The following is a 14,813-nucleotide window of genomic DNA, read 5'->3' on the forward strand; positions in this document are numbered from 1 at the left end:
GGCGTTGTTCTATGGGTGGAGGGAAACGGTTGCCGCAAGGCAGATCCAGCGCGCATTTTGCATGAGCGGCAGCCTTCGCTTACTTTCCTGACGCCGATGCAAACCATGCTGGCGCATACACTCGAAGGATTTGCCGGTACAACCGCACCGCCCTGGTGCGATGCCGCCCCTCGCCAGGCTCCCGCCCAAAGGATGTTCCATGAACCAGCTTGACGCGCTTCGACAGTACACGACCGTGGTGGCCGATACCGGCGACTTCCACCAACTGGCCCAGTTCCAGCCACGGGATGCGACCACCAATCCCTCGCTCATCCTCAAGGCGGTGCAAAAGCCCGAGTACGCACCGCTGATGCGTGCCACCGTGGCCCAGTACAAGGGCCGCAGCCTCGATGAGGTCATGGACCGCATGCTGGTGCGCTTCGGCGGCGAGATCCTGAACACCATTCCGGGCCGTGTCTCCACTGAAGTCGATGCGCGCCTGTCCTTCAATACCTCGGCCACCGTGGCACGTGCCGAGCGCCTGATCGAGCTGTACCAGGCCGAAGGCGTGCACATCGACCGCGTGCTCATCAAGATCGCCTCCACCTGGGAAGGCATCGAGGCGGCACGCCAGCTGGAGCTGCGCGGCATCCACACCAACCTCACGCTGCTGTTCTCGTTCTGCCAGGCCGTGGCCTGCGGACAGGCCAAGGTGCAACTGATCTCGCCCTTTGTGGGCCGCATCTACGACTGGTACAAGAAGCAGGCTGGCGCCCAGTGGGACGAGGCCGCCATGGCCGGCGCCAACGACCCCGGCGTGCGTTCCGTGCGCGCCATCTACGAGCACTACAAGCACTTCGGCATCGCCACCGAGGTCATGGGCGCGAGCTTTCGCAACACGGGCCAGATCGTGGCACTGGCCGGTTGTGACCTGTTGACCATTGCCCCCGAACTGCTGGCCCAGCTGGGCGCCAGCGATGCGCCCCTGGCGCGCGCCCTGGACCCCGAGGCGGCGCGGACCCTGGAGCTCGATCCCGTGCACTACGATGAGGCCGGGTTCCGCCTGGCCCTCAACGAAGACGCCATGGGCACCGAAAAGCTGGCCGAAGGCATTCGCGCCTTTGCTGCCGACACGCGCAAGCTCGAAGCATTGATGCAGCAGGCCGCAGACTGATTGGATGAAGACCTTGCCCGTTCTGTGCAATACCTTGCCGGCATGGCCGGCACTTGAAAGCCATTTCCACGAAGACATCCAGACCCTGGATCTGCGCCAGGCCTTTGCCGCGAACGCGGGCCGGCTGGACGCGCTGAGCCAGCAGGCGCCCCATGTCTTTGCCGACCTGTCCAAGAACCTCTGGACCGAGCGCACCGAAGAGCTGCTGCGCGAGCTGGCGCAGCAGGCCGGCGTGCTGGCCCAGCGCGACGCCATGCTGGCCGGCGAGCCCGTCAACTGCACCGAAGGCCGTGCCGTCATGCACTGGCTGCTGCGCATGCCGCGCGACGGCGGCCAGCTGCGCCACTGCGCCACCGTGCAGCAGTGGCAGCCGGCCATGCACGAGGCGCTGGGCCAGGTGCACGAGACGCTGGACGCCATGCTGGCCCTGGCCGAGCAGGTGCGTGGTGACGAGGGCATCACCGACATCGTGAACATCGGCATCGGCGGCTCGCACCTGGGCCCCGAAGTGGTGGTCAATGCGCTGGAGGACTGGGTCGATGCGGGCAAGAATTTCCATTTCGTCTCCAACGTCGATGGCCATGAGCTCGGCCATGTGCTGCGCCGCGTGCGCCCGCACAGCACGCTGTTCCTGATCGCCTCCAAATCCTTCACCACGGCCGAGACCATGCTCAACGCGCACTCGGCGCGCCGGTGGTTCCTGGAGCAGGGCGGCAGCGAGGACCCGCAGGCCGCGTGCTCCATCGACCGGCACTTCGTGGCGCTCACCACCAATGTGCAGGCAGCAGCCGACTTCGGCATCCGCCGCACGCTGGGATTCTGGGACTGGGTGGGCGGCCGTTTTTCGCTGTGGTCGGCCATCGGCCTGCCGGTGGCCATCGCCATCGGGGCGGCGCAGTTCCGCGCGCTGCTGGACGGCGCGCATGCCATGGATGCGCATTTCTTTTCCTCGGGCCTAGTGGGCAACCTGCCGCTGCGCCTGGGCCTGCTGGACGTCTGGTACCGCGATTTCTGCGGCTTCTCCAGCCGCTGCATCGCGCCCTACAGCCATGGCCTGCGGCGGCTGACCGCCTACCTGCAGCAGCTGGAGATGGAGAGCAACGGCAAGGGCGTGACGCGCGACGGGCAGACACTGCCCGTGCGCACGGCGCCCGTGATCTGGGGCGAGCCCGGCACCAATGGCCAGCATGCCTTCTTCCAGATGCTGCACCAGGGCCAGGACGTGATTCCCGTGGAGTTCATCGCGCTGCGCGATGGCGGCAAATACCTGGGCGCACACCACCAGAGCCTGGTCGTCAATGCCATTGCCCAGGCCCAGGCCCTGATGGAGGGGCGCCACGGCGAAGGGGCAGAGCGCCATTGCGCGGGCAACCGGCCCAGCAGCTTCCTGCTGCTGCAGCAGCTGGACCCGGCATCGCTGGGCGCCCTGATCGCGCTGTATGAGCACCGTGTCTTCTCGGCCGGTGCGGTGTGGGGCATCAACAGCTTCGACCAATGGGGCGTGGAGCTGGGCAAGCACCTGGCGCGCCAGCTGCATGCGCGCCAGGACAGCGGCGACTGGCAGGGCGTCGATGCCTCGACGCAGGGCCTCATGCACCGGCTTGCGGCAGGATCGGCCGGCTGACCGGGCGCGGCGGGCCTGTGGCCCCCGCGGCGCACCAGCAGGGTGCCGGGTCATGTGGGTGGAGCATGACCTTCTTCCATTTCATCGTTATGCACAGGCGCCTGATTGCTCGATAGTTGATGCAATCGCCTTGACGGCGGCCCTGCCTGGAGGCAGCCGGTGACGGCGGCACGGCAGGGTGGAGGCGCAGCGCGCCTTCGGACCTGCAACAACTATCCAAGGAGACCCTCGATGCGATTCGTACTGGCCCATGTGGCGATGGCATGTGTGGTGGCGGCAACTGGCGCTGCCCATGCACAGGAGGCGGCCGGCACGCTGGACAAGATCCAGAGCACAGGCAAGGTGGTGATGGGCGTGCGCGAAAGCTCGGCGCCCATGGCCTATGCCTTCGGGACCACGCAGAAGTACGTGGGCTACCACGTGGAGCTGTGCGAGAAGGTGCTGGCCCAGATCGTGCCCAAGGCCAAGATCGAGTACATGGCCCTGACCTCGCAGAACACCATGCCCCTGGTGCAGAACGGCACCGTGGACATCGGCTGCGGCCCGACCACGAACAACCTCGCTCGCCAAAAGCAGGTGGCCTTTGCCGTGACCACCTACGTGAGCCAGGTGCGCATGGCCGTGCGCGCCGACTCGGGCATCACCTCCTTCAAGCAGCTCGACGGCAAGCCCGTGGCGGCCTCGGCCGGCACGACCGCCGTGCAGCTGCTGCGCAAGTACGGGCGCGACAATGGCGTGAACCTGCCCACCTCGCTGGGCAAGGACCATTTCGAGAGCTTTCTGATGCTCGAATCGGGCCGTGCCGATGCCTTCGTGCTGGACGACAACCTGCTGGCCGGCGTCATCGCCAACTCCAAGAACCCTGCAGGCTTCAAGATCGTGGGCGAGGTGCTGGGTTCCGAGCCCATCGCCATCCTGTTCCGCCGCGATGACCCCGCCTTCAAGAAGGCCGTGGACGACGTGCTGGTGGGCATGATGGCCTCGGGCGAAGTGGCGAAGATCTACGACAAGTGGTTCGTGCAGCCCATTCCGCCCAAGAATGCCCCGCTGAACCTGCCCATGAGCGACCTGCTCAAGCAGCTGCTGCAAAAGCCCAACGACAAGCCGCTGGAATCCTACGCGCAGCAGTGATTGCGGGCTGAGTCCAGCTCCATCACCGCCCGCGCCAGCGCCTGGATGCCGGCATCGATCTGATCGATGGCAATGGAGGACAGGCGCAGCCGGAAAAAGGGGCAGGGCTGGCGCGGCGTCGCAAAGAACGCGCTGCCTGCCTCGATCAGCACGCCGTGGCGGCGCGCCACGGCGGCCAGCGCATCGGCGTCCAGCCACGCCGGTGCCTGCACCCACAGCGATGCGCCGCCCTGGGGCTGGCGGAAGATGAAATCCGGCAGGTGCGCGCGCAGCGAGCGGTCCACCTGCGCCACGCGTTCCAGCATGGCCTGGTTCACGCGGCGCGCATGGGCCTCATGGTGGCCCAGCGAAAGGAACAGCGCATAGGCGTGCTGCAGGAAAGCGCTGGGGTGGCGCACCATGGCATGGCGCAGCACGCGCAATTCATCGATCAGCGCGCGCGGCGCGACGATATAGCCCAGCCGCAGCGCGGGCGACAGGCTCTTGGACAGCGAACCCACATAGATCACGCGCCCGCCCTTGTCCAGGCTCTTGAGCGCGGGCATGGGCGTGCCCTGGTAGAGGTTCTCGGCCTCGTAGTCGTCCTCGATGATCACGAAATCGCCCTGCTCGGCGCGGCGCAGCAGTTGCTCGCGCCGCTGCAGGCTCAGCGTCACGGTGGTGGGGCTCTGGTGCGAGGGCGTGACGAACAGGTAGTCCAGCGGCGGCAGGCCATCGACCACCACGCCTTCTCCATCCACGGCCACGGGCACCCAATGGGGGCGGCGCAGCGAAAAGGTGTTGCGCGCATGCGGGTGGCCGGGCTCCTCGAAGCCCAGCCGCTGCGAGGGGTCCAGCAGCGCGTCGGCCAGCAGGTAGAAGGCCTGCTGCGCGCCCACGGTGACCAGGATCTCTTCCTTGAGCGCGAACACCCCGCGCCGGGGCAGCAGGCGCAGGCGGATCTGCTCGATCAGGTCGGGCACATCGTCGGTCTCGAAGTCCGGCGTCCAATGCGGCAGCTGGGCGCGCGCCAGGCTGCGCGTGCAGCATTCCCGGAAGCCTTCGGTGGGAAACAGCGCGGGATCGTGCATGCCGTATACGAAGGGGTAGGGGTACTCGCGCCACTGCAGCGGCTTGGACAGCGTATGCCTGTCCGTCAGCGAGCGCAGCACGCGTGCAGACCAGTCCGGTGCGGGCTCCCCGGGACTTGTCGCAGGCAGGGCCAGGGCGCCGTCCACACCAGCCAGGCGCGAATCCCGGGCCACGAACACGCCGCTGCGCGGGCGGGCCTCGAGAAAGCCTTCATCCACGAGCTGCTCGTAGACCGTGGTCACGGTATTGCGCGACACCTCCAGCAGGCGCGACAGCTCGCGTGAGGGGGGCATGGCCGCGCCGGGCGGCAGGCGGCCTTCGAGGATGGGCTGGACCAGGGCCAGGCGCAGGCGGTCCTTCAGGGGAAGGCCGGGCTGCTCGGGCAGCGCGAACAGGCGGGCCCACTGGTGGCGTGGGTCTGGGGCGGAAGGGGTGCTCATGGCGCAACGGAGGCAATCGGGGGGCGTTCTTGGCGCGGCCGGGCAGAGGGCGCGCGGTCGGCGCCATGTTGCGGTGCGGGTGCGGGCAAGTAAAGGTTTGGGCCGGCCGACGCGGGTAAACACCGGGCCTCTGGCTCCTACGTTTGGACGGCTGTGGCCCCCGCGGCCCGCGCCCTTGTTGCGTATTCTGGATTGAAGGCAGCGAGCCGCGCGGCCTGGCGATCCAACGAGGGAGACAGTCCATGCACACCATCACTTTCCGACGCCGCGCCCTGGCGGCCCTGGCCCTGGCCGGCGCGCTGGCGGGCCTGGCGGCCACGCCGCTGCAGGCCCAGGCCCAGGAGCCGCAGCGCGGCGGCACCCTGATCGTGGGCAGCACCCAGGTGCCACGGCACCTGAACGGCGCCGTGCAATCGGGCATTGCCACGGCCATGCCTTCCACCCAGCTGTTCGCCAGCCCGCTGCGCTTCGATGACCAGTGGAAGCCCCAGCCCTACCTGGCCGAGTCCTGGAAGCTGGCCGAGGACGGCAAGTCGCTGACCCTGAACCTGCGCAGGAATGCCGTGTTCCACGACGGCAAGCCCATCACCTCGGCCGACGTGGCCTTCTCCATCATGGCCATCAAGGCCAACCACCCGTTCCAGACCATGCTGGGGCCCGTGGAGAAGGTGGACACGCCCGACCCCTACACGGCCATCATCCGCATGAGCGCGCCGCATCCGGCCATCCTGCTGGCCATGAGCCCGGCGCTGGCGCCCATACTGCCCAAGCACATCTATGGCGATGGTGCCGACCTCAAGACCCATGCGCGCAACAGCGCCGACGTGGTGGGCTCGGGGCCGTTCAAGCTGACCGAGTTCCGCGCGGGCCAGCGCATCGTGATGGAGCGCTTCGACAAGTTCTTCCTGCCCGGCCGCCCCTACCTGGACAAGCTGGTCTTCAACATCGTGCCCGACTCCTCCAGCCTGCTGCTGAGCCTGGAGCGCGGCGACGTGCAGATGGTGCCCTACCTGCAGGCCTCCATCGACCTGAAGCGCCTGTCCACCAATCCCCAGATCACGTTGACCGGCAAGGGCTTCGAGGGCATAGGCTCGATCAACTGGCTGGCCATCAACACCGACAGGAAGCCGCTGGACGATGTGCGCGTGCGCAAGGCCATTGCGCATGCCATCGACAAGAACTTCATCACCAAGGCGCTGATGGGTGGCTTCGCCACCGTGGCCGACGGCCCCATCGTGGCGGCCAGCCCCTTTGCCTCGGCCGACCTGGTGCGCTATCCGCTGGACCTCAAGAAGTCGGCGGCCCTGCTGGACGAGGCCGGCCTCAAGCCCGCCTCCAACGGAGAGCGCTTCAAGATCAGCATCGACTACCTGCCCGGCTCGGACGAGCAGCAAAAGAACGTGGCCGAGTACGTGCGCGCCCAGCTCAAGAAGGTCGGCATCGCCGTCGATGTAAGAGCCTCGGCCGATTTCCCGGCCTGGTCCCGGCGGCTGGCCACGCATGACTTCGACCTGTCCATGGACATCGTCTTCAACTGGGGCGACCCGGTCATCGGCGTGCACCGCAGCTACCTGTCCACCAACATCAAGCCCGTGGTCTGGACCAACACCCAGTCCTACCGCAATCCCAAGGTGGACGAGCTGCTGAACACGGCCAGCAGCACGCTGGACACGGCCGAGCGCAAGAAGCTCTATGCGGCCTTCCAGAAGACCGTGACCGACGAGCTGCCGGTGATCTTCATCAACAACTCGCCCTACCACACGGCCGCGCGCAACAACGTGGGCAACCTGCCGACCACGGTCTGGGGGCCGGCCTCGCCCTATGACGAGATCTTTCTGAAGTAGTCGGGGAGGTGCAGTCCATGGCTTTTCTTCGCACACTCCTCAAGCGGCTGCTGCAGGGCCTGGCGCTGGTGCTGGCCGTGGTGGTGCTGAACTTCATGCTGGTGCATGCGGCGCCCGGCGATCCCGTGGAGACCATTGCCGGCGCCAGCGGCGGCATGGAGCCCGAGCTCATGGCCGAGCTGCGCACACGCTACGGGCTGGACCGGCCGCTGCCCGTGCAGCTGGGCATCTACCTGGCGCGCGTGGCCAGTGGTGATCTGGGCTACTCCTACTTCTTCAACCTGCCGGTGGCGCAGATGATTGCCGAGCGCGTGCCCGCCACCTTGCTGCTGGTGCTGGCCGCCGTGCTCACGGCCTTCGTGGTGGGCACGCTGCTGGGCGTGCTGTCCTCGCGCCGGCCCAACGGCCTGCTGTCGCAGTGCATCACCGTGCTGTCCCTGGTGGGCTTTGCGGCGCCCGTGTTCTGGACCGGCATGCTGTTGGTGCTGGCCTTTGCCTCCTGGTGGCCCGTGCTGCCGGTGTCGGGCATGCGCTCGGCCGATGCCGCAGGCGGCGCAGGCCTTGCCGACCTGCTGGATGTGGCCCGGCACCTGGTGCTGCCTGCGCTGACACTGGCCCTGGTCTACCTGGCGCAGTACAGCCGGCTGTCGCGTTCGTCCATGCTGGACGTGCTGGGCGCCGACTACATCCGCACGGCGCGCGCCAAGGGACTGGCCGAGCATGTGGTGCTCTACCGCCATGCGCTGCGCAACGCGCTGCTGCCCGTGGTGACCATGCTGGGCCTGCAGTTCGGCAACGTCATGGCCGGCGCCATCATCGTGGAGACGGTCTTCAACTGGCCGGGCCTGGGCCGGCTGGCCTTCGACTCGGTGCTGCGGCGCGACTACCCGACCATCCTGGGCGTGCTGCTGTTCTCCTCCATCGTCGTGGTCGTGATGAACCTCGTCACCGACCTGTGCTACCGGCTGATCGATCCCCGCATCAAGGCGGCCTGAGACCATGAATGCCATCACACCACCTTCCGTGTCCGTGCCGAGCGTCGCCGCGCCGCAGGCCGCAGCCCATGCCGAGCACCCGGCCCGTGAGGCGCTGCGCATGTTCCTGCGCAACCCCTCGGCCATTGCCGGCATGGCCATGCTGCTCATCGTGCTGCTGGTGGCCATCGCCGGCCCCTGGATCTGGCCTGCGGACCCGTTCGAGATCCGCACCATGCCGCTGAGCCCGCCGTTCAGCGAGGAGGCCTGGCTGGGCAGCGACCAGCTGGGGCGCGACGTGCTCACGGGCATCATCCACGGCGGCCGCGCCACGCTGATGGTGGGCGCCTTCGCGGCTTTGCTGTCGGTGTGCATCGGCGTGACGCTGGGGGCGATGGCGGGCTACTACGGAGGCCGCGTCGATGCGCTGCTGATGCGCGTGACCGAGTTCTTCCAGGTGCTGCCGGCGCTGCTGTTCGCCATGGTGGTGGTCACGCTGTTCTCGCCCTCGCTGGTGACGGTCACGCTGGCCATCGGCAGCGTGAGCTGGCCGGCCACGGCGCGGCTCACGCGGGCCGAGTTCATGCGCATCCGCCAGCTCGAATTCGTGCGCGCGGAGAGCGCCATCGGCGCGCGCCACGGCCGCATCATCTGGAAGGTGATCCTGCCCAATGCGCTGCCGCCGCTGGTGGTGTCGGCCACGCTGGCCGTGGGCGCCGCCATCCTGTTCGAGGCCGGCCTGTCCTTCCTGGGCCTGGGGGACCCCAACCAGATGAGCTGGGGCCTGATGATCGGATCGGCCCGCCAGTACCTGCTGTCGTGCTGGTGGGCCGTGGCCTTTCCCGGTGCCGCCATCTTCGTCACCGTGCTGGCCGTCAGCCTGATCGGCGACGGCCTCAACGATGCACTCAACCCCAAGCTGAGGGAGCGCTGATGGACACCGACACCCCCCTGTTGCAAGTGAGCGGCCTGCGCGTGGCCTTCCAGGGCCGGCGCGGCCAGGCGACGGTGCTCAACGGCGTGGATTTCGATCTGCGCGCGGGCGAGACCCTGTGCGTGGTCGGCGAATCCGGCTGCGGCAAGAGCATGACGGCGCTGGCGCTGCTGCGCCTCATTCCCTCGCCTCCGGGCCGCATCACGGGCGGGCAGGTGCGCTTCCAGGGCGAGGACCTGGTGGCCGCCGGCGAGGCCCATATGCGCCAGGTGCGCGGCAACCGCATCTCCATGATCTTCCAGGAGCCGATGACCTCGCTGAACCCGGTGCTCACCGTGGGCGAGCAGATCGCCGAGCCGCTGCGCCTGCACGCCGGCCTGGACGCGGGCGCCGCGCGCCAGCGCGCCGTGGAAATGCTCCGGCAGGTCGGCATCCCCGCGCCCGAGCGGCGCGTGCACGAATACCCGCACCAGCTGTCGGGCGGCATGCGCCAGCGCGTGATGATCGCCATGGCCCTGGCCTGCCGGCCCGACATCCTGATCGCCGACGAGCCCACCACGGCGCTGGACGTGACCGTGCAGGCCCAGATCTTCGACCTGCTGCGCGAGCTGCAGCGCGACAAGGGCACGGCCATCGTGCTGATCACGCATGACATGGGGGCCGTGGCCGAGATGGCCGACCGCGTCATGGTCATGTATGCGGGACGCGTGATCGAGCAGGGCCGCTGCGAACAGGTGCTGTCGGCGCCCGCCCATCCGTACACGCGCGGCCTGATCGCCTGCCTGCCCGAGCTGGGCAGCAGCCAGTCAGGCGGGCGCACCGAGCTGCCCGAGATCCCCGGCGTCGTGCCCTCGATCTGGGAGCTGGGCAGCGGCTGCGCCTTTCGTGCGCGCTGCCGCGAGGCCCAGCCGCGCTGCGCCAGCGAAGCGCCACCGCTGACCGCGCTGGATGATCCATCCCACGGCGTGGCCTGCTGGCTGCACGCTCCCGCTTCCCGCATCCGCGCCCACACGGAGGCCCTGGCATGAACGCACGCATGGACGATACCCTCTTGCAGGTGGACGATCTCCAGGTCCACTTTCCGCGCCCGGGCAAGGGCCTGTTCGGCAGGCCCGAGGTGGTCAAGGCCGTGGACGGCGTGTCCTTCAGCCTGCGGCGCGGCAGCACGCTGGCCGTGGTGGGCGAGTCGGGCTCGGGCAAGACGACCACGGCGCTGGCCGTGATGCGCCTGGCGCCCGTGACGGCGGGCCGCATGCAGCTGGGCGATACCGACCTGGGCGGCCTGTCGGGTGAGGCCCTGCGCCAGGCGAGGCGGCGCATGCAGATCGTGTTCCAGGACCCGTTCTCCTCGCTGAATCCGCGACAGCGCGCGGGCGATGCGGTGCGCGCTCCGCTGGACCTGATGGACGTGGGCACGCCGGCCGAGCGCGAGGCGCGCGTGGCCGAGCTGTTCACCCAGGTCGGCCTGCGGCCCGAGCAGCGCCAGCTGTTCCCGCACCAGTTCTCGGGCGGCCAGCGCCAGCGCATCAACATCGCGCGCGCCCTGGCCACGCGGCCCGAACTCGTGGTCTGCGACGAACCCGTGTCGGCGCTGGACATCGCCATCCGCGCCCAGATCCTCAACCTGCTGGCGCGGCTGCAGCGCGAACTGGGCCTGAGCTACCTGTTCATCTCGCACGACATGGCCGTGGTCGAGCACATCTGCGACGACATCGCCGTCATGTACCTGGGCCAGATCGTGGAGCGCGCACCGCGCCAGGCCTTCTTCGCGCGGCCGCTGCATCCCTACAGCGTGGCCCTGATGTCGGCCGTGCCCACGGTGCGCGGCGGGCGTGAGCGGGCGGCGCGTCGCATCCGGCTGGCCGGCGACCCGCCCAGCCCCATCAACCCGCCTGCGGGCTGCCGCTTCGCCGGGCGCTGCCCCGTGGCCGTGCCTGCGTGCTCGGCTGAGGCGCCACCGCTGCGCGAAGCCGCCCCCGGCCATTGGGTGCGCTGCATCCGCGTGGACCACATCGATGGCGTGCCGCGCGCGCCGCTGGCCCTTTGAACCCGGAGCACCCGCCACCATGACCATCACCGTCTACGCCGCCCGCAAGATCATCACCATGAACCCCATGCAGCCCGAGGCCACGCACGTGGCCGTGCGCGACGGGCGCATCCTCGCGGTCGGGGACCTGGCGCGCTGCACGGCCTGGGGCGAATGCCGCATCGACGAGCGCTTTGCCGACCAGGTGCTGCTGCCCGGCCTGGTGGAGGGCCACTGCCACCTCAAGGAAGGCAGCATGTGGGATTGGACATACACGGGCTGGTTCGACCGGCGCGACCCCGACGGAAAGACCTGGCCCGGCCTGCGCTCCATGGATGCCGTGGTGGACCGCCTGGCCGAGGTGGCGTCGCGCATGGATGCGCAGGGCCTGCCGCCCGGGCAGCCGCTGATCGCCTGGGGGTTCGATCCCATCTACTTTGGCGGCGAGCGCATGACGGTGGAGCACCTGGACCGGGCCGCAGGAGGCCGTCCCATCGTGATCTCGCACGCCAACGGCCATTTGATGAACGTCAACAGCGCCATGCTGCGCCTGGCCGAGATCACGCGCGACAACGAGGTCGAGGGCGTGGTGCGCTTTGCGCCCGGCCACTCCCTGGCCGGCGAGCCCACGGGCGAGCTGCAGGAACCGGCCGCCATGTTCCTGGTGCTGCGCAAGATCGGCAACGCCGGCCTGCTGGCGCCCATGACCGAGGCGGGCGTGCGCTCCTTCGCCCGCCTGGCCTGCCGCCAGGGCGTGACCACGGCCACCGATCTGGTCAACAGGCTGGGTGAGCAGGACTGCCGCGTGCTGGAGGCCGCGCTGGCCGATGACCAGGTGCCCATCCGCATCCTGCCTGCCTTCCAGGCGTTTCACGGCACCCATGGCGCCGAGGCCGGAGCCGGGCATGTGCGCACGCTCATGGCGCGCAACACCGACCGGCTGCGCTACGGCCTGGTCAAGATGATGCTGGACGGCTCCATCCAGGGCTTTTCGGCACGCCTGCGCTGGCCCGGTCACTACAACGGTGCGCCCAACGGCATCTGGGTCACCGCGCCCGCGCAGTACGAGGCCGATTTCGAGACCTACCACCGCGCAGGCCTGCTCATCCATACGCACACCAATGGCGACGAGGCCAGCGAAGCCGCCATCGACGCCATAGGCCGCGTGCTGGCCCGCGCGCCCCGGCCCGACCACCGTCACACGCTGCAGCATGGCCAGATGATCGATGCGCCGCTGTTTCGCCGCATGGCGGCGCTGGGCCTGTGTGCCAACCTGTTCGCCAACCACCTCTGGTACTGGGGCGACCAGCACTACGAGATGACCATGGGGCCGGACCGGGCCATGCGGCTCGATGCCTGCGCCAGCGCGCTGGCCGCCGGCGTGCCGCTGGCCATCCATTCGGATGCGCCCGTCACGCCGCTGGGGCCGCTGTTCACCGCCTGGTGCGCGGTCCACCGGATCACGCCCAAGGGCCGCGTGCTGGGCGCGGCCGAGCGTCTGACCGTGGCCCAGGCCCTGCATGCCGTCACGCTGGGCGCGGCCTGGACACTGAAGATGGACCACGAGATCGGCAGCATCGAATGCGGCAAGCGCGCCGACTTCTGCGTGCTGGAGGACGATCCGCTGTCCCTGGACCCCATGGTGCTGAAGGACCTCCGGGTCTGGGGCACGGTGCTGTCGGGGCGCGTCTTCAAGGCGGCATGACATGGGGCAGCGGTTGCCGTTCACGGTTATCGGCGGCTTCCTGGGCGCCGGCAAGACCACGCTGCTCAACCACTGGCTGCGCCATGCGGCTGGCCAGCGGCTGGCGGTGCTGGTCAATGACTTCGGTGCGCTCAACATCGATGCAGGCCTGATCAGGGCCCACAGCGGCGACACCATCGCGCTGACCAATGGCTGCGTGTGCTGCCAGATCGGTGATGACCTATCCATGGCCCTGATCGGCGTGCTGCAGCAGCGCGAGCGCTTCGACGCCGTGGTGGTCGAGGCCAGCGGCGTCTCCGATCCCTGGCGCATTGCCCAACTGGGCCTGGCCGATCCCGCACTGGCGCTGGACGAAGTCATCGTGGTCGTCGATGCCGCTGCCCTGCCCGGGCAGGCGGCCGATCCGCTGCTGGCCGACACGCTGCAGCGCCAGGTGGCCCGGGCCGATCTGGTCATCGTCAACAAGACCGATCTGGCCGATACCCGGACCCTGGCGCGCGTGCACGGCTGGATAGCCAGCCACGCGCCAGCCGCGCAACGCTGCGATGTGCACGAAGCCCGGGTGCCCGTGGAGCTGCTCAGCGGCGCAGCCCTGCTGCGTGGCGTGCGGGAGGTTTCATGGGGTGCCGGCACTGCGCGCCCCATGCATGGCCGGCAGTTCGAGACCTGGTCCTGCCAGCCGCCCGGGGTGCTGTCCGAGACGGCCCTGCAGGCGTGGCTGCAGGCCATGCCGGCCGGCGTGCTGCGGCTCAAGGGCGTGGTGCAGACCGGGGCGGGCCAGTGGAGCGAGCTTCAGTTTGCCGGGCGCAGCGGCCGGCTGCGTGCCGCATCAGCGCCCGCGCCCGCGCAGCAGCAGGTGCCCGCCATCGTGGCCATCGGCCTGGCCGGGCAGTTGCCGGTGGCCGCGCTGCAGGCGATGGTGGCAGGCGCTGTGGGCGTCAGGGCTGCGGGCCGTCCCGCATGAAATCCTGGGCCGCCTGCTGCAGCCACTCGCGCAGGCTTTGCAGCGGCGGGTAGTTGCCGCGGCTCGTGGGCCAGGCCAGGTAGTAGCGCTCGGCGCTTTCCATCTCGGGCAGATGGGGCAGGGCACGCACCAGATCGCCCTGGGCGAGTTCGCGCTCGATCAGAAAACGTGGCAGCAAGGCCACGCCCACGCCGGCGATGGCGGCCTGGGCGGCGGTGGCGAACTGGTCGAACAGCATGCCCTGGCCCTCGGTCATGGGTGCATGGTGCACGGACAGCCAGCGCTGCCAGGCATCGGGGCGCGAGGCCAGGTGCAGCAGCGGCGCCTGCAGCAGGTCCTGGGGCTGGGCAAAGCCATGCTGGGCCAGCAGGGCGGGGCTGCAGGCAGGCACCACGGTCTCGCTCATCAGAAAGGCCAGCTCGGCGCCCGGCCAGTGCGGCAGGCCGAAATGGATGGCGGCGTCCACGGCTTCGAGCTGGAAGTCGAACTGGGACAGCCGCGTCGTCAGGTTGATGGTGATGCCCGGGTGGGCACTGAAGAACTGCGGCAGGCGCGGCGCCAGCCAGCGCGTGCCGAAGGTGGGCAGGATGGCCAGGTTCAAGCTGCCGCCGCGCGGGTTGGCCCGAAAGCCCAGCGTGGCGGTGGAGATGCGCATCAGCGCGCCGCGTATCTCCTGGGCATAGGCCTGGCCGGCCGGACTGAGCCGCACGGTCTGGCGCTCGCGCACAAAGAGCTCCGCCTCCAGCCGCTCCTCCAGCGCGCGGATCTGGCGGCTGACGGCGCTTTGCGTCAGGTGCAGCTCGGCCGCAGCTGCCGTGAAGCTCTGGTGCCGGGCCGCTGCCTCGAAGGCGCACAGCAGGGACATGGGGGGCAGGAAACGGCGGGACAGCAGCATGGCAGAGGGCGGTGGGGCAATCGTGGGAGGGGCATTCTGTTTGGGAATGACC

Annotated in this window: 12 protein-coding genes; 10 read left to right on the top strand and 2 right to left on the bottom strand. The window is 69.1% G+C overall.

Annotated elements, in window-relative coordinates:
- Positions 1 to 199 precede the first annotated feature (199 nt).
- The 3 genes from tal to LGR64_RS01620 all read left to right on the top strand — a co-directional run bounded on the left by tal (position 200) and on the right by LGR64_RS01620 (position 3,908).
- Complete coding sequence (gene tal / locus LGR64_RS01610) at positions 200 to 1,153, top strand: transaldolase (RefSeq protein ID WP_141835395.1); 954 nt, start codon at positions 200 to 202, stop codon at positions 1,151 to 1,153.
- A gap of 4 nt (positions 1,154 to 1,157) precedes the next feature.
- Positions 1,158 to 2,777, top strand: coding sequence for a glucose-6-phosphate isomerase (gene pgi, locus LGR64_RS01615; protein ID WP_141835391.1), 1,620 nt, complete (start codon positions 1,158 to 1,160; stop codon positions 2,775 to 2,777).
- A 231-nt stretch (positions 2,778 to 3,008) separates the two neighbouring features.
- Positions 3,009 to 3,908, top strand: coding sequence for a transporter substrate-binding domain-containing protein (locus LGR64_RS01620; protein WP_012207470.1), 900 nt, complete (start codon positions 3,009 to 3,011; stop codon positions 3,906 to 3,908).
- Here the strand turns inward: LGR64_RS01620 and pdxR are convergent.
- Positions 3,893 to 5,419, bottom strand: a complete 1,527-nt coding sequence (gene pdxR / locus LGR64_RS01625) for a MocR-like pyridoxine biosynthesis transcription factor PdxR (RefSeq protein WP_141835384.1) — start codon at positions 5,417 to 5,419, stop codon at positions 3,893 to 3,895. The two genes, LGR64_RS01620 and pdxR, sit on opposite strands and share 16 nt — an antisense overlap.
- 242 nt (positions 5,420 to 5,661) lie before the next feature.
- Here pdxR and LGR64_RS01630 point away from each other — a divergent pair, with 242 nt between their 5' ends.
- The 7 genes from LGR64_RS01630 to LGR64_RS01660 are packed head-to-tail and all read left to right on the top strand — an operon-like array spanning position 5,662 to position 13,866.
- Positions 5,662 to 7,263, top strand: coding sequence for an ABC transporter substrate-binding protein (locus LGR64_RS01630; protein WP_141835381.1), 1,602 nt, complete (start codon positions 5,662 to 5,664; stop codon positions 7,261 to 7,263).
- Positions 7,264 to 7,280: 17 nt separating this feature from the next.
- Positions 7,281 to 8,258: an ABC transporter permease gene (locus LGR64_RS01635; RefSeq protein ID WP_012207467.1), complete on the top strand. Its 978-nt coding sequence runs from the start codon at positions 7,281 to 7,283 to the stop codon at positions 8,256 to 8,258.
- Between the two features lie 4 nt (positions 8,259 to 8,262).
- On the top strand, positions 8,263 to 9,171 hold the full coding sequence (locus LGR64_RS01640) for an ABC transporter permease (RefSeq protein ID WP_043790046.1): 909 nt from the start codon (positions 8,263 to 8,265) through the stop codon (positions 9,169 to 9,171).
- The gene (locus LGR64_RS01645; RefSeq protein WP_047326431.1) at positions 9,171 to 10,199 is read left to right on the top strand and encodes an ABC transporter ATP-binding protein; all 1,029 of its coding nucleotides are present in this window, start codon (positions 9,171 to 9,173) and stop codon (positions 10,197 to 10,199) included. Before LGR64_RS01640 ends, LGR64_RS01645 begins: the two co-directional genes overlap by 1 nt.
- The gene (locus tag LGR64_RS01650; RefSeq protein ID WP_141835378.1) at positions 10,196 to 11,218 is read left to right on the top strand and encodes an ABC transporter ATP-binding protein; all 1,023 of its coding nucleotides are present in this window, start codon (positions 10,196 to 10,198) and stop codon (positions 11,216 to 11,218) included. The genes LGR64_RS01645 and LGR64_RS01650 overlap by 4 nt, the downstream gene beginning before the upstream one ends.
- 19 nt (positions 11,219 to 11,237) lie before the next feature.
- Positions 11,238 to 12,902 (top strand): amidohydrolase, encoded by a 1,665-nt coding sequence (locus LGR64_RS01655; protein ID WP_141835375.1) that lies wholly within the window; start codon positions 11,238 to 11,240, stop codon positions 12,900 to 12,902.
- Position 12,903: 1 nt separating this feature from the next.
- Positions 12,904 to 13,866: a CobW family GTP-binding protein gene (locus LGR64_RS01660; RefSeq protein ID WP_141835371.1), complete on the top strand. Its 963-nt coding sequence runs from the start codon at positions 12,904 to 12,906 to the stop codon at positions 13,864 to 13,866.
- Here LGR64_RS01660 and LGR64_RS01665 read toward each other — a convergent pair.
- Positions 13,841 to 14,761, bottom strand: coding sequence for a LysR family transcriptional regulator (locus tag LGR64_RS01665; protein WP_141835368.1), 921 nt, complete (start codon positions 14,759 to 14,761; stop codon positions 13,841 to 13,843). The two genes, LGR64_RS01660 and LGR64_RS01665, sit on opposite strands and share 26 nt — an antisense overlap.
- Positions 14,762 to 14,813 lie beyond the last annotated feature (52 nt).

The sequence above is a fragment of the Delftia sp. Lp-1 genome (genome assembly GCF_020523835.1).
GTDB classification, from domain to species: domain Bacteria; phylum Pseudomonadota; class Gammaproteobacteria; order Burkholderiales; family Burkholderiaceae_C; genus Comamonas; species Comamonas acidovorans.

Coding starts and splice junctions, on each gene's coding strand:
- tal (WP_141835395.1), top strand. CDS start 200: ATGAACCAGCTTGACGCGCTTCGACAGTACACGACCGTGGTGGCCGAT.
- pgi (WP_141835391.1), top strand. CDS start 1,158: ATGAAGACCTTGCCCGTTCTGTGCAATACCTTGCCGGCATGGCCGGCA.
- LGR64_RS01620 (WP_012207470.1), top strand. CDS start 3,009: ATGCGATTCGTACTGGCCCATGTGGCGATGGCATGTGTGGTGGCGGCA.
- pdxR (WP_141835384.1), bottom strand. CDS start 5,419: ATGAGCACCCCTTCCGCCCCAGACCCACGCCACCAGTGGGCCCGCCTG.
- LGR64_RS01630 (WP_141835381.1), top strand. CDS start 5,662: ATGCACACCATCACTTTCCGACGCCGCGCCCTGGCGGCCCTGGCCCTG.
- LGR64_RS01635 (WP_012207467.1), top strand. CDS start 7,281: ATGGCTTTTCTTCGCACACTCCTCAAGCGGCTGCTGCAGGGCCTGGCG.
- LGR64_RS01640 (WP_043790046.1), top strand. CDS start 8,263: ATGAATGCCATCACACCACCTTCCGTGTCCGTGCCGAGCGTCGCCGCG.
- LGR64_RS01645 (WP_047326431.1), top strand. CDS start 9,171: ATGGACACCGACACCCCCCTGTTGCAAGTGAGCGGCCTGCGCGTGGCC.
- LGR64_RS01650 (WP_141835378.1), top strand. CDS start 10,196: ATGAACGCACGCATGGACGATACCCTCTTGCAGGTGGACGATCTCCAG.
- LGR64_RS01655 (WP_141835375.1), top strand. CDS start 11,238: ATGACCATCACCGTCTACGCCGCCCGCAAGATCATCACCATGAACCCC.
- LGR64_RS01660 (WP_141835371.1), top strand. CDS start 12,904: ATGGGGCAGCGGTTGCCGTTCACGGTTATCGGCGGCTTCCTGGGCGCC.
- LGR64_RS01665 (WP_141835368.1), bottom strand. CDS start 14,761: ATGCTGCTGTCCCGCCGTTTCCTGCCCCCCATGTCCCTGCTGTGCGCC.